Annotated in this window: 10 protein-coding genes; 9 read left to right on the top strand and 1 reads right to left on the bottom strand. The window is 53.8% G+C overall.

What is annotated here, in order from left to right:
- The first annotated feature begins 66 nt into the window (after nt 1–66).
- From bioB to IDSA_RS03670, 7 genes are all read left to right on the top strand, one after another.
- On the top strand, nt 67–1,110 hold the full coding sequence (bioB, locus tag IDSA_RS03640; RefSeq protein ID WP_034774299.1) for a biotin synthase BioB: 1,044 nt from the start codon (nt 67–69) through the stop codon (nt 1,108–1,110).
- Nucleotides 1,111–1,120: 10 nt separating this feature from the next.
- Nucleotides 1,121–2,296 carry an aminotransferase class I/II-fold pyridoxal phosphate-dependent enzyme gene (locus tag IDSA_RS03645; protein WP_051986040.1) on the top strand — a complete coding sequence of 392 codons (1,176 nt, stop codon included), beginning with the start codon at nt 1,121–1,123 and terminating at the stop codon, nt 2,294–2,296.
- 1 nt (nt 2,297) lies between these two features.
- Nucleotides 2,298–3,095, top strand: a complete 798-nt coding sequence (locus tag IDSA_RS03650; protein WP_051986041.1) for a methyltransferase domain-containing protein — start codon at nt 2,298–2,300, stop codon at nt 3,093–3,095.
- Nucleotides 3,096–3,100: 5 nt separating this feature from the next.
- Nucleotides 3,101–3,817, top strand: a complete 717-nt coding sequence (gene bioD, locus IDSA_RS03655) for a dethiobiotin synthase (protein ID WP_034774301.1) — start codon at nt 3,101–3,103, stop codon at nt 3,815–3,817.
- A gap of 98 nt (nt 3,818–3,915) precedes the next feature.
- Nucleotides 3,916–4,791, top strand: a complete 876-nt coding sequence (htpX, locus tag IDSA_RS03660; RefSeq protein ID WP_034774303.1) for a protease HtpX — start codon at nt 3,916–3,918, stop codon at nt 4,789–4,791.
- A gap of 33 nt (nt 4,792–4,824) precedes the next feature.
- On the top strand, nt 4,825–6,183 hold the full coding sequence (locus IDSA_RS03665) for a class II 3-deoxy-7-phosphoheptulonate synthase (RefSeq protein WP_034774305.1): 1,359 nt from the start codon (nt 4,825–4,827) through the stop codon (nt 6,181–6,183).
- Between the two features lie 28 nt (nt 6,184–6,211).
- The gene (locus tag IDSA_RS03670; protein WP_034774308.1) at nt 6,212–7,012 is read left to right on the top strand and encodes a DUF1338 domain-containing protein; all 801 of its coding nucleotides are present in this window, start codon (nt 6,212–6,214) and stop codon (nt 7,010–7,012) included.
- Nucleotides 7,013–7,028: 16 nt separating this feature from the next.
- Here IDSA_RS03670 and ppsR read toward each other — a convergent pair whose 3' ends face one another.
- A complete protein-coding gene (ppsR, locus tag IDSA_RS03675) occupies nt 7,029–7,853 on the bottom strand; it encodes a posphoenolpyruvate synthetase regulatory kinase/phosphorylase PpsR (protein ID WP_034774310.1) in 825 nt (274 codons plus the stop codon).
- A gap of 149 nt (nt 7,854–8,002) precedes the next feature.
- Here ppsR and ppsA point away from each other — a divergent pair, with 149 nt between their 5' ends.
- Nucleotides 8,003–10,372, top strand: coding sequence for a phosphoenolpyruvate synthase (gene ppsA / locus IDSA_RS03680; RefSeq protein ID WP_034774998.1), 2,370 nt, complete (start codon nt 8,003–8,005; stop codon nt 10,370–10,372).
- A gap of 8 nt (nt 10,373–10,380) precedes the next feature.
- Nucleotides 10,381–13,440 (top strand): D-2-hydroxyglutarate dehydrogenase YdiJ, encoded by a 3,060-nt coding sequence (ydiJ, locus tag IDSA_RS03685; RefSeq protein WP_034774312.1) that lies wholly within the window; start codon nt 10,381–10,383, stop codon nt 13,438–13,440.
- Nucleotides 13,441–13,442 lie beyond the last annotated feature (2 nt).

Below are 13,442 nucleotides of genomic sequence, written 5' to 3' on the forward strand. Positions count from 1 at the left end.
AGTTGACAGTGTACGTTTTACCCGTAATCTAGTCGAGGATAATTAACGACTAACAATGGATTCCTCATGACTGATACCGCGCTTCGCCACGACTGGACCCTTACCGACATCGAACAGCTCTTTGCCCGCCCGTTTAATGACTTATTGTTTCAGGCCCAGCAAATACATCGCCAGCACTTCGACGCTAATGCGGTGCAGGTCAGTACCTTATTGTCGATAAAAACCGGTGCGTGCCCGGAAGACTGTAAATATTGCCCGCAAAGCGCTCATTACCACACCGGCGTCGACCGTGAGCGACTGATGGCAGTGGAGAAAGTGCTGCAGGAAGCCGAAGCAGCCAAAGCGCAGGGTGCCAGCCGGTTCTGCATGGGCGCGGCCTGGCGTAACCCCAAAGCGCGGGATATGCCGTATGTGATCGAGATGGTAAAAGGCGTGAAGGAGCTTGGTCTGGAGACCTGTATGACGCTGGGCATGCTGTCAGTGGAACAGGCCAAGATGCTGCAGCAGGCGGGCCTGGATTATTACAATCATAACCTGGACACCTCGCCGGAATTCTATGGCGAAATCATCAGTACCCGCACCTATCAGGATCGCCTTACTACGCTGCAGAACGTGCGTGATGCGGGAATGAAAGTCTGTGCCGGCGGTATCGTGGGTATGGGCGAAAGCCGCCGTGACCGGGCCGGGCTGTTACAGCAACTGGCGAACTTACCACAGCACCCGGAAAGCGTTCCGGTCAATATGCTGGTAAAGGTCGCCGGTACACCTTTTGCTGACATCGACGATCTGGACCCGTTTGAATTTGTGCGCACCATCGCGGTGGCGCGGATCCTGATGCCGGAATCTTTTGTGCGGCTGTCAGCCGGGCGAGAAGACATGAATGATGAGATGCAGGCGCTGTGTTACCTGGCCGGAGCGAACTCCATCTTCTATGGCGAGCGGCTGTTGACCACGCCGAATCCGGAAGCCGATAAAGACCGTCAGCTTTTTGATCGCCTGGGGCTGAAGCCGCTGGAAATAGATGGCTACAGTGATGAAGTCCATGAGGCAGTGATCCAGGACGCGGTCAGTGAACAGCAACAGCCTGTTCGCTATTATGAAGTTTCCTGACGAATAACTTATGGCGGTTATCTCGGCGCAGCTTCGACAGGCTAACAGCGATCGCAAAAATCAGCAGCGCTGGCGGGCACTGAACGCCGGCGCGCAAGTGTCGGCACGGGCGATAGCGGATGATTCCGGAAGCTACCTGAACTTTTCCAGTAATGATTACCTGGGGCTCAGCGATCATCCGGCAGTGGTTGATGCGTTTGGTACGGCTCTGGCGAGCTTTGGCGCCGGTAGCCGGGCATCGCCGCTGGTGGTCGGTTATCAGGCGCCCCATGCCTATCTCAGCGCCCAGTTGGCCGAGTGGCTGAATCGCGAGCAGGTGCTGCTGATGAACTCCGGATTTGCGGTAAATCATGGCTGCGTGACCACGCTGGCACCATTTTATAAGCGGCTGATTAGTGATCGGCTTATCCACGCCTCGATGATTGACGGCGTTCGTCATAGTCGTGTGCCACTGCAGCGTTTTGCTCATAATGATATGGCCAGTTTAGGGAAGCGATTGCAGCAACAAGACGGTAATGCACTTATTCTTACCGAAAGTATATTCAGTATGGATGGCGACCGGGCACCAATACAGGCAATACTCAGCCTGCTTAACGACAGCGGTTATGGCGCTGACTGTGATCTGATGGTGGACGACGCGCATGGGTTTGGCGTAACCGGTGTCAACGGGCAGGGGGTTGGTGGCGAATTCTCACAATCTGAGGTTCCTTTGTTGACCCTGACCTTCGGCAAGGCCGTCGGGGTTGCCGGGGCTGCCATTGGCACTACTGCTGAGGTAGCTGATTATCTGGTGAATCATTGCCGCGAACTCATCTATTCCACCGCATTCCCTGCCGCCCAGGCCGCGGCAGTCAGTGCCTCGATCAAGATTCTGCAGGGACCGGACGGCGCCGCCCGCCGCGCCAGACTGAATGAAAATATTGCTTTGCTGGCGCAGCAGGCGAGCACCCTCGGCTTGCCCCTGCAGGCTACTGATACCGCGATTCAGACGGTTCAGCTTGGCACAGATGCGCGCGCATTGACGGTAAGCGCGCGGCTGCGTGAGCGGGGGATATGGTGCTCAGCTATTCGCCCGCCCACTGTCCCTGAAGGTCAGGCACGACTGCGGATTGCGCTCAGCGCCATGCATACTGCTAACGACATCAGCCAGTTACTGCTGGCATTGCAGCAAAGTCTGGAGAGCTGATATGCAGCACTCATTCAGCGACCCGCTATCGCGGGCCTATGATAAAACCCGGGTAGCACGTCAGTTCAGCAAGGCCGCTGTCAGCTATAGCCAGCATGACTATCTGCAGCGACTGTGCGGTGAACAACTACTGCAACGTCTGCCAGAGCACAGCGAGGTACTGGTTGATCTGGGGTGTGGTCCCGCCAGTATGACCAGCGCCTTACAGTCACAGTGCGGTTATTATCTGGGACTGGATATCGCCGCTGGCATGTTGCAACAGGCACAAAGCCAGTGTAACGCGGCCTTTGCCGGCGCCGATATGGATCTATTGCCACTCCAGGCAGATAGTGTAGATACGGTGTTTTCGAATTTGACCCTGCAGTGGAGTAACGATCTTCACGCCACGCTCAGTGGCGTACTGAAGACACTTAAACCTGGCGGATCTATGGTGTTTTCAACAATTCTGGCCGGCTCAATGACGCCGTTAACACGTATTTTTGCTGAAGTGGATAGCCACCCGCACAGCAATACCTTCCTGAGTGCAGATGTAATCCGTAACGTGCTGACAAAGCTGCCTGAAGCCAGCTGGGATCTGACTGAATTGCCGCTGCGGGTAAGTTATAGCAGCCTCAGGGATATGTTGCGTGACCTCAAAGGTATTGGCGCCAATTATACCGCGCGTGATCCGCAGGGATTATTCACCCGCCGGCGCTTTGCCTTGTGGGAGGCGGCAACTGAAAAGTACCGCGAAGCAGACGGAAAGCTTTATCTTTACTGGCATATCGGCCTAATTTCGCTACGCAAAGGAGTTGACTAAAAGGCATGTCAAATTGCTATTTTATCACCGGAACCGATACCGATGCCGGTAAGACGGTGGCCACTGTGGCGCTATTACAGCGGCTGCAGGCAGAGCAAAACTATTGTCTGGCGATGAAACCGGTGGCGGCTGGCGCGACAGATGCGGGCACCGGCCTGCGTAATGCGGATGCAATGCATTTGCTGGGTCATCTGCTACCACGGGCCAGTGATAACTGGCTGCCCGAGTACCATGAGGTAAACCCCATTTGTTATTCCGAACCGGTCGCGCCACATCTGGCCGCAGCGCGGCAACGGCAAGCTCTGACAGTCAGTGAATTACTGAGCCATACCCGAAAGCTGCTCGACCAGCAGCCGGATTGCTTAGTTATTGAGGGCGCGGGCGGCTGGTTGTTACCCCTGAATAACAGTGAAACCCTTGCTGATTATGTACAGCAACTGGGCGCGGCTGTGGTGTTGGTGGTAGGGCTGAAGCTCGGTTGTCTGAATCACGCCTTATTAACCGTAGCTGACATTCAGCGGCGGGGCATCCGGCTGGCAGGCTGGATTGCGAATCAACCGCTGGCGCTGCCGATGACGCTGCAGCAGGAGAATATCAGTTACCTGCACCAGGCAATTCCGGCTCCTTGTCTGGGTATATTGCCCTTTATGGAAGACTGGGAACAGCAACAGCCGGGGAATTATCTCTCCAATAGTGAAAAAATCTTCGGTTCAGACCGCTAGAATCCAGTAGAATATAGGCCACAGGCTATTGAGAATGGGGTTGCCGAACCACATATCAGTGGTGCTGTCTGAACATTTTTTTGAGAGGTATGTGGTTTATGCTAAGGGTTGTTCTGTTTTTAGCAACCAACCTGGCAATTTTGCTGGTGTTGGGTCTGGTTATGAACGTACTGTTACCGGCCTTTGGGATCGACCCGTCCGGTTACGGCGGTCTGCTGCTGTTTGCTGCTGCCTTTGGCTTTGGCGGCGCTTTCATCTCGCTGGCGATTTCGCGCTGGATGGCAAAACGGACCACCGGGGCGCAGGTTATTACGCAACCCCGCAATAGCACTGAAACCTGGCTGTTGCAGACGGTTCAACGGCTGAGCCGCAAAGCCGGGATCCCGATGCCGGAAGTGGCTATATTTGACTCGCCGGCGCCTAATGCCTTCGCCACCGGGGCCAGCAAGAAGAATTCACTGGTGGCAGTGAGTACCGGACTGCTGCGGCATATGAACCAGGATGAAGTCGAAGCCGTACTGGCACATGAAGTTGCACATATCGCCAATGGCGACATGGTGACCCTGACCCTGATTCAGGGCGTGGTAAATACCTTTGTGATCTTCTTCGCCCGGGTCGTTGCTGGGGCGATCGATAATGCCACGCGCAGCAGTTCGCAAAGCGGACAAGGCCTTGGCGGCATGGCTTATTTTGCTATCGTGATGGTTTTAGAGTTGGTATTTGGCATTCTCGCCAGTATCATTGTGTTCTGGTTTTCCCGGCAGCGGGAGTTTCGCGCCGATGCCGGCTCTGCGCAGTTGGTTGGCCGGGATAAAATGATTGCTGCACTGCGGCGTTTACAGCAGGGGCAGGAATCACAACTGGATGGTTCGATGATGGCTTTTGGTATCCAGAGCGAGTCGCGCCGGTTCAGCGAGTTGTTTCTGACTCATCCGCCGTTAGAAAGGCGGATTCATGCTTTGCAGCAACTGTAAGCTAACGCATAAGTACATTAAAAAAGGATAGTTATGACGACCTGGAGTTCGCGGAGTTGGCGCGACAAGCCAATTCAGCAACAACCTGCGTATCAGAGTGCGGCTGACTTGCAACGCATTGAGTATCAGCTGAAACAGTTTCCGCCCTTGGTTTTTGCCGAGGAGATTCGGGCGTTGCGCACGCAACTGGCGCGGGTTAGCCAGGGCAAAGGTTTTCTGCTGCAAGGCGGCGACTGCGCGGAATCATTCGCTGACTTCAATGCGCCAAAGATTCGGGATACCTTTAAGGTTATTCTGCAGATGGCGATTGTGCTGACCTTTGCTGGTTCCTGTCCGGTAACGAAAGTTGCGCGAATGGCCGGGCAATATGCCAAGCCGCGGTCCAGTGACCTGGAAACCCAGGACGGCCAGTCGTTGCCAAGCTACCGCGGCGATATTATTAACGCCGCGGACTTTACTGAAGCAGCCCGGCAGCCTGATCCGCAGCGCATGATTCAGGCCTATCATCATTCAGCGGCCACCCTGAACCTGCTGCGGGCCTTTGCCCAGGGCGGTCTGGCCGATCTTCATAAAGTCCATAAGTGGAACATGAGTTTTGTTGCGGCAAACCCGTTGAAAGAACAGTATCAGCGGGTGGCTGAGCAAATTCAGTCGGCATTGCAGTTTATGGAAGTGCTAGGCATTACCGCAGAAACCAATGCGACCATTCATGAAACCCAGTTGTTTACCTCCCATGAGGCGTTGTTGCTGCCTTATGAAGAGGCTTTAACGCGTACAGATACCTTGACCGGTCTGCCTTATGATTGTTCTGCTCATATGGTCTGGATTGGCGAGCGCACCCGCCAGCTGGATCACGCCCATGTGGAATTTATGCGCGGCATCCATAATCCACTGGGGATTAAAATCGGGCCAAGCACGCAGCCGGATGACGTTATCCAGCTGCTTGATGTGCTGAATCCGCAAAACGAAGCCGGCCGCATCACCCTGATTACCCGTATGGGCGCCAATAAGCTGGCAGATAATCTGCCACAGATCGTGCGGCGGGTAAAAGCGGAAGGGCGGCAGGTGGTCTGGTCCAGTGATCCTATGCACGGCAATACGGTCAAAGCAGAAAATGGTCTTAAAACCCGTGATTTTGATGCGATCCATCAGGAATTACGGCACTTCTTCGCTGTTCATCAGGCTGAAGGGACTTATCCGGGGGGCGTACACCTGGAAATGACTGGTGAAGACGTCACTGAATGTACCGGCGGAGCCTATCAGATCCGTGAACAGGACCTGACCCAGCGGTATCGTACACAGTGTGATCCGCGCCTGAATGCCGATCAGGTTCTGGAGTTAGCATTTTTAGTCGCAGATTCTCTGCGGGAAGCGCGGCAAGGCCGCGGTTAATCGACATTTTTCGAGGTTATAGCAGTATATGTCACAACAACAGGTTGAACAGTTTTTTGAAGATCTCTGGCAGGACTATATCAAGCTCACTCCTTCCGCTGCAAAAGTACATCAGGTACTGGGACAAGGCCAGCCAATCATTAATGATCATGTGGCCTTCAGAACTTTTGATATTGCGCCAGTCCGGTTAGCGGCGCTGGTGGCGCTGTTTGAAAATATGGGGTATGAAGCCAGGGGCGAATACGAGTTTACTGAGAAAAAACTGGTCGCCCGGCATTTTGAGCATCGTGATCCCCGCTTACCGAAGATTTTTATCAGTGAGTTACTGGTCGAATCCTTTTCGGTCGAACTGCAAACCATAGTGAAGCAACTGGTGGCACAGATCGATCCGGAGCAGGTTGCCAGACCGGAATTTTTATACTCAGGAACGCATTGGCAACTGAGCAGCACCGACTATGAAAGGCTGCTGGAAGAGAGCGAGTACGCCGCATGGATGGCTGCATTTGGCTTCCGCGCTAATCATTTTACGGTCAATGTTAATGAGTTGACCGACTATGAGTCGCTGGAACAAGTGAACCAGACCTTAAAGAATGCCGGCTTCCGGTTAAATAGCTCAGGCGGTGAAATCAAAGGATCTCGGGATGTCTTTCTGGAGCAATCATCAACGCTGGCCGATCATATGCCGGTACGCTTCAGTGACATGGAAAAAGTAATTCCCAGTTGTTTCTATGAGTTTGCCCGTCGCTATGAAGTGGCGCCCGACAGACTCTACACGGGTTTTGTCGCCGCCTCGGCTGATAAGATATTTGAAAGTACCAACGCCCGCTAAGGCGTTGGTTTTTGGCTCAGAAGCGGTGCCGCTCGATATTGGTTTCAGCCAGAATTTTGGCAGCGATTTCCTCAACCGAGAAACGAGTGGAATCGAGAAACGGGATCGCTTCCCGGCGATACATCTTTTCGACTTCGTTTAGTTCGTAACGGCATTGCTGCAATGAGGCATAGCTGCTTCCCTCACGGCGCTTGGTGCGGATTTCATGCAGGCGCTGTGGATCCAGTGTCAGACCGAATATCTTGTGCCGATGCGCCTTCAGCACTTTGGGTAATTGCAGATTTTCCAGCTTGTCGTCTTCGGTCAGCGGATAGTTGGCCGCTTTAATACCGTAGTGCAACGCCAGATATAAACTGGTGGGGGTTTTGCCGGTGCGGGATACACCTAATAGGATAATATCCGCCTCATCGTAATCGGATACATTGCTGCCATCGTCGTTTGCCATCGCGTAGTTGACGGCCTCTATGCGGAAGTCGTAGCTTTCGCGGATACCGTTTTCCTGAATACCATGAGTCCGGTGAGTTTTCGGCTGAGCCGGAATCCCCAGTTCTTTGCTCATTGGCGCAACAAAATAATCAAGAAAGTCATAACAGCTGCCGCGGCTGCTGGTGATAATACGCTTCACATCCACACTTACAAAGGTGTGAAAGATGATCGGCCGTTCGCCACTATCGGTATAGGCCTTGTTTATCCGCGCTACCGCTTGTTGTGCTTTGTCGAGACTATCGATAAAAGCCAGGGTTTTGTGTTCAACTTTAAGCGGGAACATCGACAGCATCGCTTTACCGAAAGCCTCAGCAGTTAAGGCGGTGCCGTCAGAAATGTAGAAAATCGTACGCATGAAGATTAATCCTGGAATAGAAATGCATAAGAGATGTTAACTTGTGGTGGCCCAGTGTGTAAAATAAACCGCATCGGGTGACCGCGGACAGGTCGCATCCAGCCTAAACTCACGAGGAATTCAGTGTGCAGAACAATGTGCAAGAGAACGTGCAAGACTACGTACTTTGGTATGATCAGCTTGGGATGAACGATGTCAGTCGGGTCGGTGGCAAAAATGCCTCGCTTGGCGAAATGATTAGCAATTTGGCTGGTGCCGGGGTGGAAGTGCCCAATGGCTTTGCCACGACCGCTGAAGCGTTTAACGAATTCCTCGATCAGAGCGGCGTCAACGACCGCATCTACGCCTTGCTGGATGATCTCGACACCAATGACGTCAAGGCGCTGGCTGAGGCGGGTAAGAAAATTCGCCAGTGGGTTATTGAAACCCCATTCCAGAGTGCTTTAAACGACGCTATTCATGAAGCCTATGAAAAACTGAGCGGCGGAAATGATGAAGTCAGTTTCGCCGTACGTAGTTCAGCGACCGCCGAGGATATGCCCGACGCATCGTTTGCCGGCCAGCAGGAAACCTTTCTCAATGTTCGCGGCATCGATAGCATTATGGAAGCTATCAAGCACGTATTTGCGTCGCTGTTTAACGATCGTGCGATTTCCTATCGGGTCCATCAGGGCTATGATCATCGCGGTGTGGCATTATCCGCGGGTATTCAGCGGATGGTTCGCAGCGACATTGCGTCGTCCGGCGTGATGTTCTCAATTGATACTGAATCCGGTTTTGATCAGGTGGTGTTTATTACCTCATCTTTCGGGCTGGGTGAAATGGTCGTGCAGGGTGCGGTCAACCCGGATGAGTTTTATGTCCACAAGCCAACGTTGAAGGCGCGTAAACCGGCGGTGTTGCGGCGCAATCTGGGTAGTAAGAAAATCCAGATGATCTACGCGGATAGCCAGGAGCACGGCAAGCAAACTGAAATTGTTGATATCCCGGAACAGCAAAGCCGCACCTTCTCATTATCTGATAGTGAAGTGGAAGCCTTAGCCCGGCAGGCGGTGATTATTGAAAAACATTATCAGCGGCCGATGGACATTGAATGGGCGAAAGATGGTATCGACGGCAAGCTGTATATAGTGCAGGCGCGGCCGGAAACCGTGCAGTCAAATAAAGGCGGGCAGGCGCTGGAGCGCTACGCCCTCAAACAAAGTGGCGAGTTGATTGCCAGTGGCCGCGCTATCGGTCAGCGTATCGGCGCCGGCAAGGCCCGGGTGCTGAAAGATATTTCCGAGATGGATCAGGTGCAGCCGGGCGATGTGCTGGTAACGGACATGACGGATCCCGACTGGGAACCCATCATGAAACGAGCGTCGGCCATTGTTACCAATCGCGGCGGACGTACCTGTCATGCCGCGATTATTGCCCGCGAGCTGGGTATCCCGGCGGTGGTCGGCTGTGGCGACGCAACCAGCCGTATTCATGCCGGTGATCAGGTAACAGTGTCTTGTGCCGAAGGCGATACCGGTTTTATTTATCAGGGTGAACTGGAGTTTGACGTGACCAGCTCTGAAGTTGGCGATATGCCAGCACTGCCGCTGAAGATCATGATGAATGTGGGTAACCCTGATCGGGCCTTTGATTTTGCCAGCTTGCCCCATGCCGGGGTAGGCCTGGCCCGGTTAGAATTCATTATTAACCGGATGATCGGAGTGCACCCGAAAGCACTGCTGAACTTTGATAAGCAGAGCCCGGAACTTAAGAAGCAAATCAGTGAATTTATGGCGGGTTACTCAAGCCCGCGCGAATACTATGTCGCTAAACTGGCTGAAGGGATTTCGACGCTGGGCGCTGCCTTCTCGCCGGAGCGGGTTATCGTGCGGATGTCTGATTTTAAATCAAACGAATACGCCAACCTGATTGGGGGCCGTCAGTACGAACCCCATGAAGAAAACCCGATGCTGGGTTTCCGCGGCGCCTCGCGTTATATATCAGAAGATTTTCGCGAGTGCTTTGCGATGGAATGTGAAGCCATTAAGCGGGTCCGTAATGAAATGGGCCTGACCAATATTGAAATCATGATTCCCTTTGTCCGGACCCTGGAAGAAGGCCGTAAAGTTATTGAGTTGCTGGCCGAGCAAGGCCTGCGTCAGGGCGAGAGAGGGCTGCGGGTGATCATGATGTGTGAACTGCCGTCAAACGCGTTACTGGCGGAGCAGTTCCTGGATATCTTTGATGGTTTCTCAATCGGTTCCAACGACTTAACCCAGCTGACACTTGGCCTTGATCGTGACTCAGGCGTTATTGCGCACCTGTTTGATGAGCGCAATGAAGCGGTGAAAGCGATGTTGTCGATGGCGATTCAGGCGGCTAAGAAAAAAGGCAAGTACGTTGGCATCTGCGGGCAGGGACCTTCGGATCACGCTGATTTCGCCGCCTGGCTGGTTGAGCAGGGCATTGATTCGGTTTCATTAAACCCCGATACTGTGGTGGAAACCTGGCTGTATCTGGCCGAACAACACGGGTAAAAAATCTTGTGACAAACACATTGCCGGTTCATGACCAGCATAGCCAGCCAGAGCCTGGTTATCAGAGCTATCTGGCTGCGCTAAAAACAGCTGGTTTTGACGGCGATATTGATGCGAGTTACGCCGGGCGACTGATAGCCGCGACCGATAACAGTATCTATCAGCAGCTACCCCAGGCAGTCCTCTATCCGCGCAGCCGCCAGGCGTTATCGGCGGCGCTTAAGCTGGCCCGGAGTGACGAATTTAAACCGCTTCGCTTCACCCCGCGGGGCGGCGGAACCGGTACCAATGGCCAGGCCCTGGCCGCCGGCGTAGTGATCGACCTCAGCCGTTACTTTAAAGAGATTACGGAAGTATCCGCCGCTGACGGCTGGGTTCGCTGTCAGGCGGGCGTCATTAAAGATCAACTGAACGACGCCATCCGATCCGCGGGTTGGTTCTTTTCTCCCGACTTGTCAACCAGCAACCGGGCGACAATCGGCGGTATGATTAATACCGATGCGTCGGGGCAGGGCTCGTTGGTGTACGGTAAAACCAGCGACCACATACTGGAACTGACAGCGGTATTAATCTGCGGTGAAGTGATTCATACGCGGCCGGTAACCGTTACTGATGCGCTCAAACTGGCTGAAGGCAGTTCCACAGAAGCAGCAATTTATCGTCAGGTGCTGGCTACTGCGATCGGCCAGCGCAGCGCCATTGAAGCCAAATTCCCGCCCCTGAACCGGTTTCTTACCGGTTATGACATCAAACACTGCTATGACCCTGATGCCCAGACTATTGATTTGTCCCGTTTATTAGCGGGTTCTGAAGGTACGTTGGCGTTTATCACTGACGCTCGCCTCAAGCTGACACCAATTCCACGCCACAAGCTGCTGGTTACGGTTAAATACAGTGATTTTCAGTCGGCATTGCGTCACGCACCTGCCTTAGTGCGTGCCCGGGCCACCTCGGTGGAAACAATTGACAGTAATGTACTGAATCTGGCGCGCCAGGATATTATCTGGCACCAGGTTAAAGAGCAGCTGCGCGAAGTGGTCGGCGGCGCGGCGATGGACGGTATTAATATCGTTGAGTTCACCGCAACGGACGCTGACGAAATTGAAGACAAGCTGAATCAGCTGACGTCCAGTTTGGATCAGGATAGCAGCGCCAGTGAACGCACCGGTGTGCTGGGCTATCAGATTTGTCGTGATGCTGCCAGTATTCAGACTATTTACGCCATGCGCAAAAAGGCGGTAGGGCTGTTAGGCGCTACCAAAGGCCAGCGCAAGCCGGTCGCTTTTGTCGAAGATACGGCGGTGCCGCCGGAAAATCTTGCTGATTTTATTATGGAATTTCGCGGGATCCTGGATGCACATGGTTTACATTACGGAATGTTCGGCCACGTTGATGCCGGTGTCCTTCATGTCCGGCCCGCGCTGGATATGACAAATCCCACTGACGAAGCGCTGATTCGGTTAATTAGCGATAAAGTGGTGGCGCTGACCATGAAATACGGCGGGCTGTTGTGGGGCGAGCACGGCAAGGGCTACCGTTCTGAATACAGCCCGGAATTTTTTGGTGCCGCACTGTACGCGGAGCTGCAAAAAATTAAAGCGGTATTTGACCCGCACAACCGGCTCAATCCCGGCAAAATTTGCACGCCCTGGCACTCAGACGAGAAGCTGCTATCTATTGATGAAACCAAGCGTGGTTTTTACGATCGCCAGATCCCTCTGGACGTACGCGAAAGCTATCGCCCGGCAATGGACTGTAATGGTAATGGCTTGTGCTTTAACTATGCTGCCGACTCGGCTATGTGTCCGTCGTACAAAGCGACCGGCGATCGGCGTTATTCGCCAAAAGGCCGGGCCGGGCTAATCCGCGAGTGGCTGCGCCTGAATCAGCATGAGAACTTCGATGCCCGCGCGATTCCTGAGACAGGTAAAAGCGGTCTGTTACGCCGCCGGAAAGGGGCTGCTCCCGGTGATTTCAATCATGAAATAAAACAGTCCATGGACGCCTGCCTGGCCTGCAAAGCCTGCGCCAGCCAGTGCCCGGTTAAAGTGGATGTGCCGGCGTTTCGCTCCCGCTTTCTGGCATGGTATCACCAGCGCTATCGCCGGCCACTGGCTGATTACCTGGTGGGTTCGATCGAGCGCACGGCACCACTGCTGGCCCGGTATCCGCGCACAGCCAACCTGCTGACGCATAATCCGCTAAGTCGCTGGTTGATGGCCCGTGCCATAGGCTATGTTGACGCCCCAAGGTTATCGGTTCCCGATATTGTTACGCGCTGGCAGCAACGCAACTGGCCGCAATACAGCGCTGCACAGCTGGCAAAGCTCAGTGCTGAAGAACGGGCAGGCATGGTTGTTATTGTCCAGGATCCTTTCACCAGCTTTTATGAAGCCGAAGTGGTTGAAGCCTTCGGGCGGGTTGCTGAAAAGCTCGGTTTTACGCCGGTGCTGCTTGATTTTATCGGGAATGGTAAGGCCCAGCATGTAAAAGGCTTTTTGCGCGAATTCCGGCACACTGCAGAGCAGGTGACCGCCCAGTTACAGATACTGGCGGAATTAGAGCTGCCAATGGTTGGGATGGATGCCTCGACGGTGCTGTGCCTGGCGGATGAATATCATTTTTACGTTCCCGCTGCTAAGAACTTCAGCGTGCAACTGGTACAAAGCTGGTTAAGTCAGCAAGCAGAAAGCCTCGCCAGACTAAAGCCCGCGAAACCAGTGGATACTGATTTTATCTTACTCACCCATTGTACCGAACAGACTGCGGTGCCACAGGCGAGTGCAGACTGGCAGAGCCTGTTCAGTGCAGTTGGCTTGCAGGTGCGGCCGCTGGCGACAGGATGTTGTGGTATGGCGGGTACCTACGGCCATGAGCTGCCGAATCAGGCGAATAGCAAAAAGCTGTACCAGTTAAGCTGGGCAGATAAAGTAGCGCAAGCGGGAGCAGAAGGGTTGTTAGTGACTGGATTCTCGTGCCGTTCACAGGTGAAGCGGATGTCGGCAGCTGAGAAGAATAATCTGCAGCGGGCGCGGCACCCGCTGCAGGTATTAGCTGAACAACTGTAAGC

This window comes from Pseudidiomarina salinarum (genome assembly GCF_000753715.1).
Classification (GTDB): Bacteria; Pseudomonadota; Gammaproteobacteria; order Enterobacterales; family Alteromonadaceae; genus Pseudidiomarina; species Pseudidiomarina salinarum.